The sequence below is a fragment of the Bartonella sp. AP88HLJMH genome, assembly GCF_042195605.1.
Taxonomy (GTDB): domain Bacteria; phylum Pseudomonadota; class Alphaproteobacteria; order Rhizobiales; family Rhizobiaceae; genus Bartonella.
Genome location: NZ_JBHIOR010000009.1, coordinates 23,457 through 43,787, shown reverse-complemented (window position 1 = coordinate 43,787; position 20,331 = coordinate 23,457). Strand labels below are relative to the sequence as shown.

Below are 20,331 nucleotides of genomic sequence, written 5' to 3'. Positions count from 1 at the left end.
CATGGATTTCAAAAATAGATAAAGCTTTAATTTATAATCATAATCTAACATGATTCATATTGAATGAGAGAGCGGAATATCTTAAGACTCTCTCATTCCAAATCTGTGTATGTTGAATCAATCAAAACCATTCGCTTGCACGTCATAAGCGAAATTGGCGTATGGATAAACTGTACAAAAAAGGACTACTCCTCTTATGAGCCGTGTCAAGAGCTGTCGCAACATTGGGAAATGACAAAGTGTGTGATGGTGCAGGCTTATTCTTTTATGAAGCGTAAAGATGGAGAACTCAATGGATTTATCATCAAGCTATTCCTACTAAACTTATAAAAATCTTAAATATATAGCTGTCACAATCTATCATGATTGCAAAAATCAAACTCTATAGAAAATTAAAAAACTTATTCAACACATCACAACAGAGAAGAAATTGAGCTTATTTGCGACTTCTAAAATTGTATTTAAAGCGCCAGATTAAACCTTGAAAAACACATCTTCAATAAAACCACATAAGAATCGGCCTAACCCGTTATTTAAAATAGAAAATAAAAGAAGTTTTCTTATATCAAAAAAAATAATTAATATATTGTTTTATATTATATCTTTTAAACAGAGAAATGCTTCATATAGCATATTTATATTTTACTTTTTTGTTATATTGAATCTGAATTTAGAGATAATTTCAAAATGAGTTGTTTTTTAAAGGTGCTTCCAAGCCATTACCTTTTTTACTACAAATTTCTGATTATGATAATTTTTTGTACTTTTTCAGTTGTTTTTGTCAAAATTTATTAAAAACACTCTCATTTAATAACAAAAAAAAATCATAAAAACAAAGAATTATCAAATATTTCTATTCAATCTACCTCTTCTTATTTTATAAAATAATCTGTTGTTAAACTGCAGTAAAAAAAGCGCTTCGATACTATAATGCACTGCATAAATTTTCTATTTAAACTCTCTCATATCAAGTGAACAATGAAAATCAGCGGTAATAAGATGTCAATGTGAATGCTGAAGAAAAAAACTTTCGCCCTCAAAGTCTGCCTTAATAAGGCGTTAATTTCCTGAATACCGCCCACTCTGATGTGCTAAAAGAGCAAAAGCAATCATCGATATCGGATTATCCTGCATACATATAGAGCTCACTTCGATACAAAAGCTCCAAATTGCCTTGCACTTCATATTTCTTTATCAATGCGACCAATTGCCGCAAATATTCTTCCCCATAGCAAGCAATAGCGCGTTGCGCTTGCGTTGAAGAGCGGCTCATTCCAATAAAAGCTTCAGATGGGATCATCATCGTCCAATTGTGCGTATGAAAAAAAATCTTTTCTGGATCTACCCCAAAGCCATCAGTCATTTCCTGTAAAAAATCAAAATTACGATAATAACGGGAATAATTCGGACTCATTTTCTCTAACAATGTCTCATAAGCCTCTAGAAATTCGCTATGCTTGAAATCACGATTATTTTGAATAACCGCCATGACACCATTGACTCGAAGTTGATCTGAAACAGAACGAAGCAACTTGGGACGATCCATCCACTGAAACGCTTGCGCTGCAATGACAAGATCAACCTCGCCAATTTGAGGCAATAGGTCTTCGGCACGGCCCTGATACCACTGCACCGTAGGAAATTTTTTTCGCCCCTGCTTAATCATATCTGCCGATACATCGATAGCATGATATTGGTGCTCATTTCCTAAAAATTTAACAATTCCCTCTAATGCGATGCCTGTCCCAGCACCCACATCCACAATGGACAAATGCTTTTTGTTCTTAAAAGGATGGAGCATGGTTTTAAATAAAGTAAGGGGATAGCGAGGACGATCATAATCATTAGCCAATCCATCAAACTTTTCACTTTGCCGCTGAACACTTTCTATCATAGGACTTTCACCCTCCTTCTCAATTACTACCATACATAATAAAAAAGCCTTTTTATCCAATGTATTAAACATAACTTCTAAAGGAGGAAAATAAGAACTGCCCTGACCTTCTATCTTTCCATAAGATTGATACTTACATTTTTCTCTTTTCCAATTGTTATCTGCACGTTGCGAAACCCAAAACTCCTACGAAAATAATATATTTTTCTGTAATAATAATTGATATAAATATTATTGATCTTTTATAAGATGACATCTATATTACTATTATTATTTTAACATCAACAAGTCACTTAAGCGTACCTAAAACGCAGAGAGATATCAATTTATTGATAAATACGCCTGTTTATAAAGTTCAAAATACTTTCCACCAAGAAAATAAACCCTATATAATACATAAAATATCTGTGGAGACATCTTTATGTTAAATGTACAAACTTCTTCAATGTTTAAAATATTAAAAAAATTTCCAATCGTGATTCTTTTGGCATGGTTAGTGCCATTTTTAAGTGGGTGCGGATTTAATACGATACCAACAAATGAAGAAAAAGCACATGCAGCATGGAGTGAAGTGCTCAATCAATATCAACGTCGTACAGATCTCATCCCCAATCTTGTAGAAACAGTTAAAGCTTACGCAGCTCATGAACAAAGCGTTTTCACAAATGTAATTGAAGCACGTGCTAAAGCAACGCAAGTCAACATTAATGCAGATATGTTGAATAATCCAGAAGTTATGCAGCAATATCTCAAAAATCAAGCAAATTTATCAAGTGCACTTTCGCGACTTATGGCTGTTGTTGAAAACTATCCGGATCTTAAAGCAAACCAGAACTTTCTTGCTCTTCAATCACAATTAGAAGGAACAGAAAACCGTATTTCCGTTGCGCGCCGCGATTATATTGAAACAGTACGTGCCTACAATACTGCACTCAAAACAATGCCGACGATGATTTGGGCAAAATTATGGTTTCGTGATGCTAAACCTATGCCAACTTTTACCATCGATACTGATAGCCAACAAACACCAAAGGTTAATTTTAATTAATGAAATCATTTCGATACTCTTTGCAACGTATTGTATTTCCAAAATTATGGGCTTTTATCTGCTCTCTGTATTTAGTTGCTGCATTGGGAAGTATCGCTTGTTCGCAAATAAAATTTCCTCATTTAACAGGTTATGTTAATGATGTGGCTCATTTGCTCGATAATGCAACCAAGGAAGACTTGACAAAAAAACTGGCAGCACTCGAAGAGAAAACGGGAGATCAAATTGTTCTTTTAACACTCCCTACTCTTTCGGGCAACGATATAGAAACGTACAGCAATTCTCTTTTTCGTACATGGGGATTAGGCCAAAAGAAGATCAATAATGGTGTATTACTGGTCATTGCACCGAATGAACGCACAGCACGTATCGAAGTTGGATATGGTTTGGAAGGAGAGCTAACAGATGCTCTTTCCTCTGTCATTATTAATAGCTTCATGATTCCTAATTTTCGCGAAGGAAATTATCAAAAAGGAATTGCTGAAGCAGTTGATACAATTATCAAAGTTATTACAGAAAGTGATTCTGATTTTACTTTTCGCATCAAAGAAAAAGCTAAAATCGTTGAAGAACAACGTAAACAAGCTGAAAAAGAAGAAATGGTAATCAATGCAATTATGTTTCTCATTCTCTTTATAGTCGTTGGTTTGCCCATTCTTGCAATGATTTTTGGTAAAAAAGTGGGTCCACAAAAGTATCTCTGGCTGGGGATCATCTTCACACCTTGGTTTCTTAACTTAAGTGCCGGTGGCAGATATCCTGGTGGAAGGTTCGGTGGTCCTCGAGGTGGAGGGGGATTTAGGGGTGGTGGTGGATCATCTGGTGGTGGTGGTGCAACAGGAAGATGGTAAAAGGAACGTGGATTTTTAAGCGTAGCAAATCTTCTTAAGATAAAATTTATGAACGTATTCTCTTTTATTCAACAATTCTATACCTTACTCTGTAATCACTTTTATTGATTACAATACAAACTCAAACATCAAGATAAATATTACCCATGACATGTGAATTGAAACATACAGATCGTAATCACTTATCACATCATTTTAATGCAATTCTAGAAAATCCACCCGTCGAATGGAAAATAAGCGATCATCTAGTTGAGTATCCTGAAGCTCTGCGTTATATGCAAGAACGTGTAGAAAAAATTCTTGCAAAAACTGCGCATGAACAAGTTTGGCTTCTCGAACACCCTTCCCTTTATACAGCGGGAACGAGTGCAAATAAAAAAGATCTTTTGGCGCCTAATTTATTCCCTGTTTATGAAGCAGGACGTGGAGGTGAATTTACATATCACGGTCCAGGACAGCGTATTGCTTATATCATGCTTGATCTTAAACGCCGGAAACAAGACATTCGTGCTTTCATTAGTGCATTAGAAGAATGGATCATACAGATGCTTGCCAACTTTAATATTAAAGGCGAACGCAGAGAAGATCGCGTTGGTGTCTGGGTTAAACAGTCTCATTGCCCATCAAAACAAAATGATCTTTCTTCCGAAGATAAAATTGCAGCTATTGGCATTCGAGTGCGCAAATGGATAAGTTTTCATGGAGTTTCTATCAATGTTAATCCTAATTTAGCCCATTATTCAGGAATTGTTCCTTGTGGAATTACAAACCACGGTGTAACAAGCTTTCTTGATCTAGGTTGCCCTGTAGCAATGCATGATATTGATATTGCTCTCAAACACGCTTTTGAAAAAATTTTTGGTCCAACAATCGATGTTTCCTAAGTGCATTGATTTTTAAATAAAAAACAGGCATAAAATTATTTTAATAAATATTTGATTTTATGAGGTGGATAGTTAAACGCTATGAGCGATAACAAAAAGGATCTTTTTAGTGTTTTAAATAAAGCCCAATCTCGGGTAAATACAAAAGAAAACACTCTGCAGTCTCCAATGAAATCAAACGCGATGATTTCAAGAAAAAGTGCAAAAGATACGCAAGAAGATGACTATAATGCCCTCTCTATTCGAGTTCTTGAGGGTTTAGAGCCGGTACGTTTACGCCCTGGAATGTATATTGGTGGAACAGACAGTAAAGCGCTTCATCATTTATTTGCCGAAATTATTGATAACGCGATGGATGAAGCTGTTGCGGGTTATGCAGATTCTATTGAGGTCTCATTAGATAGGAACGGTTATATAACCGTTACAGATAATGGACGCGGTATTCCTGTTGAAAATCATCCTCAAATGCCTGAGAAATCGACTCTTGAAGTTATTATGACACAACTCCACTCAGGGGGAAAATTTGATGGAAAGGCTTATCAAACTGCAGGTGGACTTCATGGAGTAGGAATTTCTGTCGTCAATGCTCTTTCTGATGATATGGAAGTTGAAGTTGCACGAGAACGAAAACTTTACCGCCAACGTTTCTCACGCGGTATTCCTCAATCTGGATTGGAAGATCTGGGAGATGTTTATAATCGTCGTGGTACACGCGTTCGTTTTCATCCTGATCATGAAATTTTTGGTGAAAAAGCAGCTTTTGATCCAGAAAAAATCTATAAGATGACATGCTCCAAAGCCTATCTTTTTGGTGGCGTAAAAATTCGCTGGTCTTGTGATCCCGTCATACTTGAAGGCGCAAAAAATATTCCTGAAAAAGCTGTTTTTCATTTTCCCGATGGGCTTAAAGACTATTTACTTTCGTCACTAAAAGATGAATATCGAGTAACGTCAGAAATTTTTTCTGGCAAAACACAACACAATAATGGCCATGGCTCCGTTGAGTGGGCTATCGCTTGGCATGGTGGTGATTCTTGTGTGCAATCTTACTGCAATACGATTCCTACAGGAGAAGGCGGAACACATGAAATAGGATTACGTCAAGCTCTTTTGCGTGGATTGAAATCCTACGCTGAGTTAATAGGAAACAAGCGCGCAACGATTATTACGTCTGACGATATTATGATTTCAACAGCCGCAATACTTTCAGTCTTTATCAGTAACCCTGAATTTGTTGGACAAACAAAAGATCGATTAGCAACCATTGAAGCACAGCGTATCGTTGAGAATGCAATTCGCGATCCTTTTGATCATTGGTTAGCAAATTCCCCACAAGAAGCAACAAAACTTCTCGATTGGGTTATCGAACGTGCTGAAGAACGTGTTAGACGACGCCAAGATAGAGAAATAAGTCGAAAAACTGCTGTCCGTAAATTACGTCTGCCCGGTAAACTTGCAGATTGTAGCCAGAACCATGCTGTGGGTGCTGAACTATTCATTGTTGAAGGGGATTCTGCAGGAGGATCTGCTAAACAAGCAAGAAATAGAGCAAACCAAGCAATTTTACCTCTTCGTGGTAAAATCTTAAATGTCGCCAGTGCTGCACATGAAAAAATGAACTCAAGCCAAACAATTAGCGATCTGATCCTTGCTCTTGGATGTGGAACACGCTCCAAGTATCGTGAAAAAGATCTCAGATATGAACGTATTATCATCATGACAGATGCTGATGTTGATGGTGCTCATATTGCGTCACTGCTCATTACCTTCTTCTTTCAAGAAATGCCTGACCTTATTCATCAGGGACATTTATATCTTGCCGTCCCTCCCCTTTATAGAATATCGCAAGGAGGAAAAGTTGCTTATGCTCGTGACGACATTCATAAGGATGAATTGCTCAAAACTGAATTTACTGGAAAAGCTAAAATCGAAATCGGGCGTTTTAAAGGGCTGGGTGAAATGCGCGCAGAACAACTTAAAGAAACGACTATGCATCCTCAAAAACGTACATTGCTTCGTGTTTCTATTGATGCCGTGGAAATGCAAGAAACGAAAAAGACTGTAGAAAGTCTCATGGGAACAAAACCAGAAGCACGATTTCGTTTCATACAAGAAAACTCTACTTTTGCTTCTAATCTAGACATCTAATATAAAAAATATCCCTTTCAAACCACTGCGGCTGCGTCAATCACGCGCAGTTGCGGATTGATCGTTCCATTCCAATAATTCAAACTAAGATGACCAGCTAAATGAATCATTTCACCAATATTTTCAAAAAGAAAATCACCTAGCGATGTCCCTACAGCACGAAAAGCTATTCCTTGTAGTTTTTTTCCTTCAACATTAGATACAATGAGGCGAAGATGTCCTTTACCAACTTCAGATAGATTCACCAGTCGATGAGAGGGAAGAACAAAAACAGGTGTTGCATTCCCTGCCCCAAATGGCCCTGCTTTTTCAAGCAATTCAAACAGCGCTTCATTAACACCAGAAGCAGAAAGAGAACCATCTATACTAAGAGATTTTTTTGCACGCAACTGTGAAACCATTAAAGAAACTTTTTCTTCTAGCCATTTTCGAAAAATTTCAATTTTTGTTGATTGAATTGTAATTCCTGCTGCCATACTATGCCCCCCTCCTTTTTCTAATAAATTGAGTGTAACAGCTTCACGAACGATTGCTCCTAAATCTATACCATTAATTGAGCGTCCCGACCCTACGCCATTTCCATCTTCTTTCAAAGCAATAGCAAAAACAGGACAAAAAAAACGCTCTTTGAGGCGGGAAGCAAGAATACCAATAATCCCCGGATGCCATTCTTTATGAGAAATGACAAGTGACAATGGTGTTTCTTGACCTTGATAAAGAGAAGCAATATAGGATTCCGCTTGTGCTAATTGAATATTCTCCATTTCTTGGCGTTCTTGATTAAGCCGATCTAATTGTTCTGCTATTCTGTCCGCTTCATCTTTATTCTCACAGCTAAGCAAACGTGCTCCCAAAGCTTGATCACCAATGCGCCCTCCTGCATTAATTCTAGGACCTAATAAAAAACCTAAATGAAAACCATTAAGCGGCTCCCCTATTCGTGCAACCTTTGTTAAAGCTGTTATTCCTAGATTATGCATAGAACGAGCAACTTGAAGCCCTTTTATCACAAAAGCACGGTTAACCCCCTGTAATGGAACGACATCACATATGGTTGCCAATGCAACAAGATCAAGCATACTTAAAAGATCAGGCAGCGGCCCTTGGAATTGTTTTTTCCGCAGCAAATGATGAACCCAAGCTAACGTAACAAAAACAACACCAGCTGCACATAAATGCCCCTGTTTAGAAAAATCATCAGGACGATTAGGATTGACAAGAGCAATAGCTTCTTGATGAATCTCTGACATTTGATGATGATCTAAAATCACAACATCAGCACCAGCAAGCCTCGCTGCTTTTACGGCATCTGGACTGTTTGCGCCACAATCAACAGTGATAATTAACCGAGCGCCTTCTTGCACAAGCATCCTCATTGCTTGTTCATTCGGACCATAGCCTTCAACAATACGATCAGGAATATAAATTTTGACTTCAATACCAAAATAACGAAAAAAACGCGCTATGAGTGCCGATGAACAAGCACCATCAACATCATAATCACCAAAAACAGCAACCTGTTCTTGATTGAGAAGAGCCTTAACAATACGCTCTGCAGCGCATTGCATATCCCTAAAACTTTCTGGATCAGGCATAAGCGTACGTAATGTTGGATTAATAAAAGCAACAGCCTCAGCTTCATCCACATCTCTTGCTGAAAGTACTCGAGCTAACTGATCTGGAAAGCCAAATTTTTGAGAAATAGCGCGCGCGTTATTTATCCCTTGAATATCAAGGGCATCTAACCAAGCTTGACCACAAGCAGAAGATTCAACATTGAGAAAATAACGAGACCACTGCATTATTGCTTATTTTATAATGAAGAACGATAAAATACAATCATGCGTTAAAGATAAAATAGTCTTTTGCAACATTCATTTTAAGTTTAAATGGTCTACAAACTTCTTTTAATGGGGTATTATAATACCTTTCTTGTAACATGTTGTTTTATAAAGTTTTTATTTTCTCTTGACGTCAATCAAAAGACATTATATCAGAGCAAGTAGTATGCGTTAAATATTTCGCTATGGTAACAATTTTCAACGCAAAACAGTAAAAATTCCCTTATATTAAAAGGGTTCTAATAAAGGATACTTCTATGGCAACTTTTTCACAAAAGCCAACTGAAGTGGTGAAAAAATGGGTTATTATTGACGCAGAAAACCTTGTTTTGGGTCGTCTTGCCACATTTGTTGCTAACCGCTTACGTGGCAAACATAAAGCTACATTTACTCCACATGTTGATGATGGTGACAACGTTATTGTCATTAATGCAGATAAAATAGCTCTCACTGGCAAAAAATATACGGATAAAAAATATTATTGGCATACCGGCTATATTGGTGGAATCAAACAACGTACAGCACGTCAACTTCTTGAGGGGCGTTTTCCCGAACGCGTTATTGAAAAAGCAGTAGAGCGCATGATTCCTCGAGGGCCTCTTGGTCGCCGTCAATTGAAGAATCTACGTGTTTACGCTGGAAGCCAACATCCACATGAAGCACAACAGCCTGAATCTCTTGACGTTGGTGCTTTAAACCGCAAAAACAAAAGGATTGCTTGATTATGGCTGAAATTAATTCTCTTTCTGAGCTTAGCATAGTAACAAGTATTACAGAAACACATGAAAATGTTGTTCCTGTTCACGTGCAGAAGCTTGATTCACAAGGACGTGCTTACGCAACAGGAAAGCGTAAAGACGCTGTTGCGCGTGTATGGATTAAACCAGGTTCTGGAAAAATCACGATCAACAATAAGGAATTTGACAAATATTTTGCTCGTCCTGTTCTTAGAATGATTCTTCGTCAACCAATTGTTGCAACAAATAGGGATACCCAGTTTGATATTATTGCAACCGTTGCAGGCGGTGGTCTTTCTGGACAAGCCGGTGCAGTGCGCCATGGCATTTCCAAAGCTTTAACCTATTACGAACCAGAACTTCGCTCAATCTTGAAAAAAGGTGGGTTTCTTACCCGTGATAGTCGTGTTGTTGAACGTAAAAAATACGGTAAAGCAAAAGCACGTCGTTCTTTCCAATTCTCAAAGCGTTAATTTCAATTTTTGCAATGCATAAAGCCTCGGACAAAAACGGGGCTTTTTTAAACTGCTAAAACAGACTTTTAGATGAATGTAGGAACAAATCTATACCGATTAGAAAAAACAAGAATGCAAAACAACCTCTTCTCTTAAGATAAAAGGCAAGAAAAATAGACCGAAAAAATTCAAAACTTCAGTTTCAATTTTTTAAATCTGTTTTACTAACTTGTAATATATCGACGTGCTAAAGCACAAAAATATTTACGCGACAACTTTAGCAATCTTATAAGCTTTTCAATATTTTTTCTATCATCACTTAACAAGCTTTAGTCCAAGAAATGCTTTACCATTGTAATAAAATGAGGGACAGAAATAGGCTTTGACATATATTCTTCACATCCACTGGCACGAATTCGCTCCTCATCGCCTTTCATAGCAAAAGCTGTTACAGCAACAACGGGGATTGATCGAAGTTCTTCATCTTCTTTTAATTGTTTAATAACATCTATTCCAGAGACCTCTGGCAACTGGATATCCACAAGGATAAGAGATGGCATTGATGAACGCGCCAAATCTAATGCCATAAGACCATTACGTGTTTCAACGGTTTCATAACCACTCGCTTCTACAAGATCGCGAAATAACTTCATATTAAGCTCATTATCTTCCACGATCATGACTTTTTTTGACATTCGTATAACTCCACCCTTCTCAGATAAAATAGAGAAATAGAAATGAATCCACATTCTCTTTGCTTAAGATAAAATGATAAAATGAATTGTAAACCACAAAGAGATTAAAAGATTCCAATAAAAGCATTTTTGCAAATATTTGTAAGACGCATCGCTATACTTATTCAGTTCATCAACATAAAACCCACAAATAGTCGTAAGATTGTGTGACCTTGTATTTTTTGAGTTGATATACAAAGTTTATGGATATCTCAATTAATGCATTCGCGTTTTCATCATAAAAAAAATATCAACCACAAACTTAGCTCAAATGCGCATTTTGAAGAGAAAAAAATTTAAGTAAATTTAAAAAGCAACTGATTAGCTGAATTTAATGCACCATATACTGGCATCCACAAAACAATATCTTAATGATATAAAAGGATAAACTTATCAAGGTCATTAAGATTAAAAAAAATAAATAAACCGTGATTAAATATCACGGTTTATTTAATATAAAACATTCAATAACAGCATAATTCAAAGTTTATCAAGGATAATATCTTTTAATTCAAAGCCCATGAACTATGAGCAAAAGCATCGAATGTTCTTCCACCTGTCTCTCTGTTAGGACTCGGTGGCTTTCTAGTAAAGAAATATACAAGATATGCGATGAGACCAAAAATCGCTGTCTCCAACCCCATTAAACCCGCAACTTTTTGGACATTTTTCTCAGCCCCTTGTCCTCCAAACTGGCTAATAATCATATCAACAGCTTTAATAACTCTATTTTCCTGTGTCATTACAGAAATAAAACCAGCATTTTGAAATCTGCCATTTAAAGAATCAGCATTGGCTCTTAAAATCTGTGAAAAGAAAATCGCTACTGCAACAAAACATACTATACAATGCTTGAATATTTTCATCATAACCACCTAATTACAATATTTAGTAAAATAAATTTTCTTTACCGCCCCCTCTAAATAGAAAACATTCCGTTATCTATCGATAAAGTATATTTATCTTCTGATAATAAAAATATAATACAAAATTTAATTAATAATTTTATTTTAATTGTTAATTTTATATTATATTACACTTACAATATATCCGTTACATGTTTATTTAATAATTGTCAATTATTTTATTTGTACTTTACATTATGTAGTTTAATGATAAAAATATATTAAAATAAAATTATTTTATTGTTTTTATTATAAATTTAGCTTTATTATCATAAATATTATTATGATTTTATAATATTTAAAAATATCAATATGTTGTTTTTTAGTTACACATAATATTTTTATTTTTTTGTATAATATAGTAAAATAAATATTTTTATAAAATAATTTTTCCTTAGGATAGATTGAGAAAAAATATTTGCCCCAGCTACAATTAGCGTAAGCACCAGCTTAACTCTTTGATTGAAAAAGCTAAATTAGGTAAGATAAGGGATAACTTTGGTGAATGCGCCAAATCTAATGCCATAAGCTATTACACATTTCAACGATTTCACAGCCATGCGTTTCTACAAGAACGTGGAATAATTTTAATAAAGTTCATTGTCTTCCACAATTATAAATTTCTAACATTAATATAATTCCACGACTCTAAGATAAAATAGAGAAATAAAAATGAATACACCTTCTTTCTAACCAAGATAAAATGATTAAAAATATAAATCATAAAAAATTTAATAATGTCCAATAAAAGCATTTTTGCAAATATTTGTAAGACGCATCGCTATACTTATTCAGTTTATCAAAATGATAATCTAGAATAGCCGTAAAATGATGTGATCGTATATTTTTTGAGTTAATACGAAAAATTTATGGATATTCAAATCAGCTCATGCCCCTTTTCATCTTAGAAAAGATATCAATCACGAAAATTAACATAGATATATATTTTGGAAAAAAATTTAAATAACGTTGATATGGATAGATTATTTGCTAGCAAACAATCTTCTCTATTAAATCAGAGTGTTCACTACTGTGATATTGTAATCTCAATCACGACAACACTTCAATAACAGACTAAAATATAGATTCACTATAAGCTTAAAATAAAAATTTTGGAATTGATCATACATACAATGAATGAACCGTAAAATACAAAAGTAATCATAACACTAGAAAATGAAAAAGCTTATCACTCTTGTTCACTATTCCTTCCTCTCTCATTTTTTCTGTGTTATTTTTAAAGTCTTGTAAAAGATATGAATTACATGCAAAAAAAATTAGCCCTTTGTAATCTCTACGCCATCAATCACATTAGTTTTATTAATGATAAGCAATAACATTTGTATAGCTCTAAGCTTAGAGAGCAAAACCAGATTAAAGTATCATTTTTATTTATTGTAAAGAGGATGTAAAACTCCATTTTTCTCTTATCATTGTTAAGAAAAATTGAAAAATGAGCTTATTAATATTAAAAAAATAGAAAATAATTTTTTAAAAAATAATATCTTATTTAATTACTTTTTAAAATAATATAAATATATTATGTTTATATTGTATATATTTAATTAAATAATAATATTTATAATAACACTAAAATATTACATAATAATTATCTTTATATTAAATAAAATCATAACATAAAATAAGAAATTCACAATAAAATTAGGTATAATTCCATTAGTTAACAAGTACAACAAAGAAATATATTTAATTATGTTATTGAACTCAGTTGCGTTACCATCGTTTTTGCCTGCTTGGATTGGTGAATCCTTTTATTTCCAAGCAATTATTAACTGAATTTTGACTGCTCAGCATGCTGAAAAATCTCTATGTGATTGTTGTCTTGATAATTGCTATTATGTTGTTTGGCGAAGCTCTTAGCTTTCTATCGGGCAACTTAAAAGCTTTATTCTGTCAATTTTCTTATTGTTTAAGCAAAAACTCATCCACGTAATAATATATTGAATGTACCAACAAAATCCGCACGAATAACCACATTTTGCACATATAAAAATTACCCATCTTTGACAATTTTTTAGCACTATAAACGCAACAAAAATAAATTTTGCTCGGAGAAGAAAGCACTACTAATATTGTACACCATCTTACCATTGGCTTGTGTCATCAAGCAGCCATCTAAACTCAAACTAATCTAAAACCAAGAAATTTAATTCTCTGATTTTTATTGTAAATTCTTTGCTCATAGCTATAGAAATACAACCGATTTTATGCATGAATATGTCTAATAAAAAATCCTCATGTGTAAATTTTACATGCCTTATACCGCCAGCATAAATAACGATATTTTACAGTACGATAGAATTTTCACTCAATTTTTTATTTTTATAATCATGCTGACTTTCATCTCATCCCCCTAATCCATTAAATTTACGCATTGTTTTCTTATAACTTATGAAAGTCATGACCATGGAAAGAAAAGCGCTCAACAGAAGATATCCAATATTCCATTCGCCTTTACCAAGCAACAATGACACAGGCAAGGAAGCAGAAAAAGCCATAGGAAGCATAAACAAAAGCCATTTTACGATGCTTAAAGGATAAATTCCTATTGGTACAAATGAAAGCTCGTAAATCATTTCATGAAAATATTCGACAGGCATCTTACGGCTAATAATAAATGTTACAAAATTAAACATCATGAAAAAACAAATATTGACGATAAAAACACAAAATATTGCAACAATAAAAGAGATCCATCTTAGCTTAAGATCGGATATATTCGGTAATGATACAAATAAATAGGCACTAACATAAAGAACAAAGAGCTTGATCAGATTAAGAGGTTTACACCAACCAAATAACATCAACAACCAGATTGAAACGGGCTTTATCAAGTATGGTTCAATTTTACCATCCGCTACTTTTTCAAAAAACGTTTCAATAGAATTAGTAAAAATATTCAAAAATATTCCAAGTAAAACAAAGACAACAAAGATAAAATGGATTTCATCTCTGCTATAGTTACCGATCTTTCCTGAAAAAGAAGATATTCTATCAATAAATACGAATTGAATAAAATAATAGCATAGAGAAAGAATAAACTCCCCAGCCAAATTCTTACCATAAACAATCTGTCGGCGAATATTCAGACTGATAAAATGAAGGATTATTTTCATCTCAACCACCCGCTCCATTATATGCTTTCATCCCTTTATTCCAAGCAATATGAATTAAGCATAAAAAACACAAAATATAAGTAAAACTTCCGAAAATAAACTGCTGAAACAACGCTAAATTTTGCGTCGCAAAAAACTCGGCAGGAGCTGATATCATGAAACGATAAGGATTAAATTGCATAAGTGGAATAAGCCACACCGGCCAAAAAGATGGTGGTAAAAGAACACCCCCTAGAAGCGTTGAACTGAGAATACTGAAAGAGAGTAATATATTGTACTCAATCACCCAAAAGCTTAATAAGGCAATTCCAAAAGAGAGTAAAAAACAAAGCAATTGTGATAGAATAACAACCAGAAAAAAGAACAGAAAAGCGATGACCAATCCCAGAATATTTTCATAGGATAAAACAAGCTTAACAATAAAAAGAGCCAATAATGGGATGCTATATAATACACTCTCCCCTAAAAAAGTAAAAAGCATTTGTGTCATATAACTAAAGGGCTTTGTAAGATATACTTCTAATTGGCCTTCTTTAACATGATGAGAGAAAAACTTAATCACATTATAACCATTATTTAAGCGACCTAGGACTAAAGCAAAAGCATAATAATACATCATATCATAAAAGCTAAAGCCATTTATGGTGTTGCCCGTATCAGAGAAAAGTGCATTCCATAATAGAAGTTGAATAACAAATGGCGAAAGTGTCCCAATGATAATATCGGTAAAAAACATTGCTCTATCACTTAGAACAGTGAGTAATCCATTCTTGGCAAAAAGAAACATACCAAAGCAGTGGTTAGATAAATTCTTTAAATTTAACACGGAGCATCTCTTCAAGCGAGGGAGTGGATACAGAGAACGTACAGTTCAATTTGGTTGTAATTTCGCGTACAAAACGCGCAAAATCCTCACGGGGCAGCGAAACCTCCAGCGAGCATTCTTCAGCGTTAAAGTGCTTATCTTTTAAAGAAGTAGATAATTTCAACGCAATCTCATCAATTTTTTCTACAACAGCTGAAGGTACAGCCATGTGTTCACAAAAAAACGTTATTCTCACCAAAGAAGGGATGACATTTTTAAGCGCGTGAAGATTACCATGAAACTGTTTCTTTCCTTTATGCAAGAGAATAATATCATCAACGTATCCATCAATATCTCCCATATCATGACTTGTGATGATATATCCAGTGCCACGCTCCTTTTTCAGTTTTTTAAGAAGCTCCCTGATTTCATGCTTAGATGTAATATCAAGACCAATACTTGGCTCATCGAGAAACAACAGTTTAGGTCTAAAGGAGAGATTAAATGCCAATTCACTTTTCACTCTCTCACCCAGACTAAGCATCCGCACTGGCTTATCCATAATATGCTCAAGGCCCAGTAACTCAGCGATCTCTTTAAGATCACGGGTAAAAGAGGCGCGTTCAAGACCATATAATGGTTGAACCATATCCAGACTGTAGCGTAAGGGCAAATCCCACCATAAACAATTCTTATGACCAAAGACCACACCCAAAGACTTGAACAGATTTTTCTTCGCTTTATAAGGATCAACACCAAGGACTTTAACACATCCCTCATCAGCGTATTGTATACCAGAAAGTATTTTAATCAGTGTCGATTTACCCGCTCCGTTAGGGCCAAGAATTGCTAACGATTGCCCTGAAAAGAGGGTGAAACTCATGTCTTTTAACACATGATGATTTGTATAAACCGGCTTGAAGAGAGAAAAGACCTTGTTTTTAAAACCAATTCCTCTGTCAATGTTGCGATATATTTTTGAGACGTTATTAACGTCAATCAATAATGATCCCATCAGTCACTCCTAATTTCAACTTATCCCCCCTTTGAATGTTTCCATAATAAATATCTGTTTTTGTTCACTAGAAAAAACAGAAGTGTTCAAGCCCTCCTTAGAGCAATAAAACGCGCCTGACGTTTTATCTCCAATTTTTTGTCTAGATATTTTTTCAATGTGATGAGTTCACTTCAATGAAGCATTAAGATACTAAAAACTTATTTCTTCTTTTATGAAAGATAATCTTTTGGATAAACTAAGTAAGTAGAAAAATAATTGGTCATTGAAAGGAGAGCTTTGCTAAGAAGGCTTCATTGTGTAAGCAAAGATACAAAGCATAAATCTATACTATAAGCATATCAAACCACATTGATAACAAAACAAAAATCCTTGACAATAGGAATTTTTTGAGAGGCTACTTTCCCTCAGCATTACTATAAAATGCCTCCATTATTCCCCATGAAAAAACTAAAATTGCTTTCACTATTTTAGTAAATATCTTTCAGATTTTATCTAACTCATCTCCCTCAACAGACACGCCTCCCCAATATATGACCTCTGTAGATAATTCAAAGGAGCAGCTTCATAAACTCAGATTATTAAACGATACATCATATCCAAAATAACAATACAATCAATATGGATAAAGAGCTGTAGAAAGAAAGCCATGATATTCGAAAATTTCATCACTCAAAAACACAATTTTCTCATAGCTATTGACTTATCAAAAACTTTCTTCAAATGATGCCCTATTCATCTTATCAAATTTATAGATAAAATTTGTATCAATCAAAAAGAACAAATGAAGTTTGTTTAGTCGGTTTCAGCATCACTCTCATTAAAAGATAAAAGATTAAAACTTTGGACCATATGAGGTGGTAAAGGTGCAACAATGTCCAATATTCCTCCTGAAGGATGCGGAATACGAATACGACGTGCATGAAGATGAAGACGATTTTGAATTCCTCCTGGTAATGTCCAATTACTATCAGAAAAAAAATACTTTGTATCGCCAATGATAGGATGATCCATATGGGCTGCATGCACACGAAGCTGATGTGTTCTCCCTGTATAGGGTTCCATTTCAAGCCACGAAAGAGCCCGCCCTCGCGTATCTAAAACGCGATAGTAAGAAACCGCATGATATGAATCTGGTTCCCCATGTTCACAAACACGCATTTTGTCACCTTGTGCTGTCATTTCCTTAACCATCCACGTTGAAATTTTGTCCTGCTTTTTTTTAGGCACGCCCCGAACCAACGCCCAATAAGTCTTTTTTGTTTCTCGCGCTCTAAAAGCAGCAGTTAAGGACTGAGCAGCTCCCCTTGATCGCGCAACAATAAGCACACCCGACGTCTCACGATCAAGACGATGAACCAAACGCGGCTTTTCACCTTTTTTATTGCGCCATACCTCAAGCATACTATCCATATGACGTGTTAAACCAGAGCCTCCTTGTACAGCCAATCCAGCTGGTTTATTAAAAACAAATACCTTTGGATCTTCATAAAGCAGCATTTTTTTCAAAACGGTCCCATCATCCTGCCCACGAAGTGTTTTATCCGTTATTGAAAGACTCTCCTTGTCATTAATAGGGAGAGGTGGAATACGAACAGCTTGCCCTATACAAAGACGCGTATCAGCTTTAACACGTCCACTATCAACCCGTATCTGACCAGAACGCAACAATTTTTGCAAAGCTCCAAAACCAAGTCCTGGATAATGCACTTTAAACCAGCGATCTAAGCGCATTCCATTTTCATCTGCCTCAACTTTTTTTATTTCTATGCCTGCCATGAAAATTCCCTTACCTGATAATTTTATTGATCTATTTTTGCGCCTTTATAAACACAAAAATTCATATTTTAGTTGGTTTTATCACACCATATTACAGTTAGTATCCAAAATTTCCTTTTCTTAACGTCCAAATTTTATTAGCTAAAAACTAAGCGTTGTAAAAATCAACAGCCTTTACGCTTAATAGCGAATGGAGATAATTAACCGTGTCCTTATTCAAAACCTATGCACGTGTTCTCACTTACCTAAATAGAGAAAAAAATGCATCCCTTTTAATCTGTACCGCTAATGTTATATTAGCTATTATCACTATTGCAGAACCTATTTTATTTGGACAAGTTATTGATTCTATTACAGACAAAACAGCTATCATCCCTACTCTTGCCATTTGGGTTTGTTTTGGACTTTCACATATTATTGCTTATGTCCTTGTTGCTCGCGGTGCTGACCGCTTAGCCCATAGACGCCGCTTAACGGTTTTAACGGAATCTTTCGAACGTATCATTGCCATGCCTTTAATTTGGCATCAACAACGTGGAACTTCCAACGCACTCCATACACTTTTGCGCGCAATAGATTCCATGTCAACCATATGGCTTGATTTTATGCGCCAACATCTCTCAACGCTTGTCGCCTTATTGGTTCTCATCCCCATAGCGTTTAATATGAATTGGCGTCTTTCAATAGTCTTGGTTGTGCTTGCCATCATTTATGTATTAATTGCACGTTTAGTGATGCGAAAAACAAAAGACGGACAAGCCGCTGTAGAATGCTATCATCATAACCTTTTTAAACATGTCAGTGACTCAATCTCTAATGTTTCCATTGTACAAAGTTATAACCGAATAAAAGAAGAAACTTCCATACTGCATCAACATACAAATGCTCTTCTTAAAGCACAAAATCCTGTTCTCAATTGGTGGGCGCTCGCCAGTGGCTTAAATCGAATGGCTTCAACAATTTCAATCGTTTGTGTTCTTCTCCTTGGAGCTTTTTTTGTTGCAAAAGATCAATTACGAGTAGGTGAAGTCGTTGCTTTTGTTGGATTTGCACAACTCATGATTAGCCGCCTAGACCAAATGAGCAATTTTATTAATTGTGCAATATCCTCACAAGCAAAACTGCAAGAATTTTTTGAAATGGAAGACTCAACCTTTCATGTTAACGAACCGCAAAATCTTCCTTCCCTCCAAAATGTTAAAGGCGCCATACAATTTCATCACGTGACCTATCAATTCCCAAATTCTTCTCAAGGTGTTTTTGATATTTCCTTTGAAGTTAAAGCAGGACAAACTGTTGCGATTGTAGGACCAACAGGGGCTGGAAAAACAACATTGATCAATCTGTTGCAGCGCGTATACGACCCTACCCTTGGGCATATCTCCATTGATGGAATAAATATATGCTCAATCAATCGCGAATCTTTACGCAAATCTCTAGCAACAGTATTTCAAGACTCGGGTCTTTTCAACCGTACTATTCATGACAATATTTCAATAGGAAAAGCGAGCGCAACGAATGAAGAACTTTATGAAGCAGCAAAAATAGCAGAAGCTCACGATTTTATTCTAAAAAAAGCTGATTGTTATAACACAATGGTGGGCGAACGAGGATCTCAATTATCAGGTGGAGAAAAACAACGACTAGCAATTGCACGCGCTGTTTTAAAAAATGCCCCTATTCTCATTCTAGATGAAGCAACAAGCGCTCTTGATGTTGAAACAGAGGCACGTGTCAAAGATGCTCTCGATTGCATAAGCCATAACCGCACTACTTTTATTATAGCACATCGCCTCTCAACAGTACGCAATGCTGATGTGATACTCTTTCTGGATCATGGTCACTTAATGGAAAAAGGAAACTTTCAAGAATTGATCGATAAAGGGGGACGTTTCTCTAATTTTTTAAAGGCAAGTGGTTTAACAATCAAACCACCAGAAAGAGAAGGAGAAAATGTTATCCCCTTACATGAAGCCATAGCATCATAAAATTAATACTCTTTTTCAAGCCAAAAAATCCTCTTCAATACAATAAGAGTTCTTATATATGATACAAGTAAAAAGATTTCTAAAAATGCCACAATCCATTTTAGGTATTT

At 35.2% G+C, this 20,331-nt stretch carries 15 protein-coding genes; 7 read left to right on the top strand and 8 right to left on the bottom strand.

Annotated elements, in window-relative coordinates:
• Positions 1-1,123: 1,123 nt before the first annotated feature.
• On the bottom strand, positions 1,124-1,894 hold the full coding sequence (locus ACFIMA_RS05750; protein ID WP_375693192.1) for a class I SAM-dependent methyltransferase: 771 nt from the start codon (positions 1,892-1,894) through the stop codon (positions 1,124-1,126).
• A 421-nt stretch (positions 1,895-2,315) separates the two neighbouring features.
• Between ACFIMA_RS05750 and ACFIMA_RS05745 the strand changes: the two genes are divergently transcribed.
• The 4 genes from ACFIMA_RS05745 (at position 2,316) to parE (ending at position 6,825) form a co-directional block, all read left to right on the top strand.
• Positions 2,316-2,942 (top strand): LemA family protein, encoded by a 627-nt coding sequence (locus ACFIMA_RS05745; RefSeq protein WP_375613126.1) that lies wholly within the window; start codon positions 2,316-2,318, stop codon positions 2,940-2,942.
• Positions 2,942-3,793 (top strand): TPM domain-containing protein, encoded by an 852-nt coding sequence (locus ACFIMA_RS05740; RefSeq protein WP_375693191.1) that lies wholly within the window; start codon positions 2,942-2,944, stop codon positions 3,791-3,793. The genes ACFIMA_RS05745 and ACFIMA_RS05740 overlap by 1 nt, the downstream gene beginning before the upstream one ends.
• 146 nt (positions 3,794-3,939) lie before the next feature.
• Positions 3,940-4,677 (top strand): lipoyl(octanoyl) transferase LipB, encoded by a 738-nt coding sequence (gene lipB, locus ACFIMA_RS05735; protein ID WP_375613128.1) that lies wholly within the window; start codon positions 3,940-3,942, stop codon positions 4,675-4,677.
• An 81-nt stretch (positions 4,678-4,758) separates the two neighbouring features.
• Entirely contained in the window at positions 4,759-6,825 is a 2,067-nt protein-coding gene (gene parE, locus ACFIMA_RS05730) for a DNA topoisomerase IV subunit B (RefSeq protein WP_375621422.1), read from the top strand.
• A 17-nt stretch (positions 6,826-6,842) separates the two neighbouring features.
• Here the strand turns inward: parE and recJ are convergent, their stop codons facing one another.
• Complete coding sequence (gene recJ / locus ACFIMA_RS05725) at positions 6,843-8,627, bottom strand: single-stranded-DNA-specific exonuclease RecJ (RefSeq protein WP_375693190.1); 1,785 nt, start codon at positions 8,625-8,627, stop codon at positions 6,843-6,845.
• 296 nt (positions 8,628-8,923) lie between these two features.
• Between recJ and rplM the strand changes: the two genes are divergently transcribed.
• Both rplM and rpsI read left to right on the top strand, forming a co-directional pair.
• The gene (rplM, locus tag ACFIMA_RS05720) at positions 8,924-9,388 is read left to right on the top strand and encodes a 50S ribosomal protein L13 (RefSeq protein ID WP_015856544.1); all 465 of its coding nucleotides are present in this window, start codon (positions 8,924-8,926) and stop codon (positions 9,386-9,388) included.
• Between the two features lie 2 nt (positions 9,389-9,390).
• On the top strand, positions 9,391-9,876 hold the full coding sequence (rpsI, locus tag ACFIMA_RS05715) for a 30S ribosomal protein S9 (protein WP_015856545.1): 486 nt from the start codon (positions 9,391-9,393) through the stop codon (positions 9,874-9,876).
• 311 nt (positions 9,877-10,187) lie between these two features.
• Here rpsI and ACFIMA_RS05710 read toward each other — a convergent pair whose 3' ends face one another.
• The 6 genes from ACFIMA_RS05710 to ACFIMA_RS05685 form a co-directional block, all read right to left on the bottom strand.
• Positions 10,188-10,553 (bottom strand): response regulator, encoded by a 366-nt coding sequence (locus tag ACFIMA_RS05710; RefSeq protein ID WP_273724078.1) that lies wholly within the window; start codon positions 10,551-10,553, stop codon positions 10,188-10,190.
• A 545-nt stretch (positions 10,554-11,098) separates the two neighbouring features.
• A complete protein-coding gene (locus tag ACFIMA_RS05705; protein WP_375613153.1) occupies positions 11,099-11,458 on the bottom strand; it encodes a hypothetical protein in 360 nt (119 codons plus the stop codon).
• Between the two features lie 2,405 nt (positions 11,459-13,863).
• A complete protein-coding gene (locus ACFIMA_RS05700) occupies positions 13,864-14,652 on the bottom strand; it encodes an ABC-2 family transporter protein (protein WP_375652820.1) in 789 nt (262 codons plus the stop codon).
• Complete coding sequence (locus ACFIMA_RS05695; RefSeq protein ID WP_375652816.1) at positions 14,636-15,460, bottom strand: ABC-2 family transporter protein; 825 nt, start codon at positions 15,458-15,460, stop codon at positions 14,636-14,638. The genes ACFIMA_RS05700 and ACFIMA_RS05695 overlap by 17 nt, the downstream gene beginning before the upstream one ends.
• Complete coding sequence (locus tag ACFIMA_RS05690; protein WP_375629017.1) at positions 15,435-16,454, bottom strand: ATP-binding cassette domain-containing protein; 1,020 nt, start codon at positions 16,452-16,454, stop codon at positions 15,435-15,437. The genes ACFIMA_RS05695 and ACFIMA_RS05690 overlap by 26 nt, the downstream gene beginning before the upstream one ends.
• 795 nt (positions 16,455-17,249) lie before the next feature.
• Entirely contained in the window at positions 17,250-18,233 is a 984-nt protein-coding gene (locus ACFIMA_RS05685; RefSeq protein ID WP_375613134.1) for an RluA family pseudouridine synthase, read from the bottom strand.
• Between the two features lie 206 nt (positions 18,234-18,439).
• Here ACFIMA_RS05685 and ACFIMA_RS05680 point away from each other — a divergent pair, with 206 nt between their 5' ends.
• Positions 18,440-20,221 (top strand): glucan ABC transporter ATP-binding protein/ permease, encoded by a 1,782-nt coding sequence (locus ACFIMA_RS05680; protein ID WP_375652809.1) that lies wholly within the window; start codon positions 18,440-18,442, stop codon positions 20,219-20,221.
• Positions 20,222-20,331 lie beyond the last annotated feature (110 nt).

Coding starts and splice junctions, on each gene's coding strand:
- ACFIMA_RS05685 (WP_375613134.1), bottom strand. CDS start 18,233: ATGGCAGGCATAGAAATAAAAAAAGTTGAGGCAGATGAAAATGGAATG.
- ACFIMA_RS05705 (WP_375613153.1), bottom strand. CDS start 11,458: ATGAAAATATTCAAGCATTGTATAGTATGTTTTGTTGCAGTAGCGATT.
- ACFIMA_RS05710 (WP_273724078.1), bottom strand. CDS start 10,553: ATGTCAAAAAAAGTCATGATCGTGGAAGATAATGAGCTTAATATGAAG.
- rplM (WP_015856544.1), top strand. CDS start 8,924: ATGGCAACTTTTTCACAAAAGCCAACTGAAGTGGTGAAAAAATGGGTT.
- ACFIMA_RS05690 (WP_375629017.1), bottom strand. CDS start 16,454: ATGGGATCATTATTGATTGACGTTAATAACGTCTCAAAAATATATCGC.
- ACFIMA_RS05745 (WP_375613126.1), top strand. CDS start 2,316: ATGTTAAATGTACAAACTTCTTCAATGTTTAAAATATTAAAAAAATTT.
- lipB (WP_375613128.1), top strand. CDS start 3,940: ATGACATGTGAATTGAAACATACAGATCGTAATCACTTATCACATCAT.
- recJ (WP_375693190.1), bottom strand. CDS start 8,627: ATGCAGTGGTCTCGTTATTTTCTCAATGTTGAATCTTCTGCTTGTGGT.
- parE (WP_375621422.1), top strand. CDS start 4,759: ATGAGCGATAACAAAAAGGATCTTTTTAGTGTTTTAAATAAAGCCCAA.
- ACFIMA_RS05700 (WP_375652820.1), bottom strand. CDS start 14,652: ATGGAGCGGGTGGTTGAGATGAAAATAATCCTTCATTTTATCAGTCTG.
- rpsI (WP_015856545.1), top strand. CDS start 9,391: ATGGCTGAAATTAATTCTCTTTCTGAGCTTAGCATAGTAACAAGTATT.
- ACFIMA_RS05740 (WP_375693191.1), top strand. CDS start 2,942: ATGAAATCATTTCGATACTCTTTGCAACGTATTGTATTTCCAAAATTA.
- ACFIMA_RS05750 (WP_375693192.1), bottom strand. CDS start 1,894: ATGATAGAAAGTGTTCAGCGGCAAAGTGAAAAGTTTGATGGATTGGCT.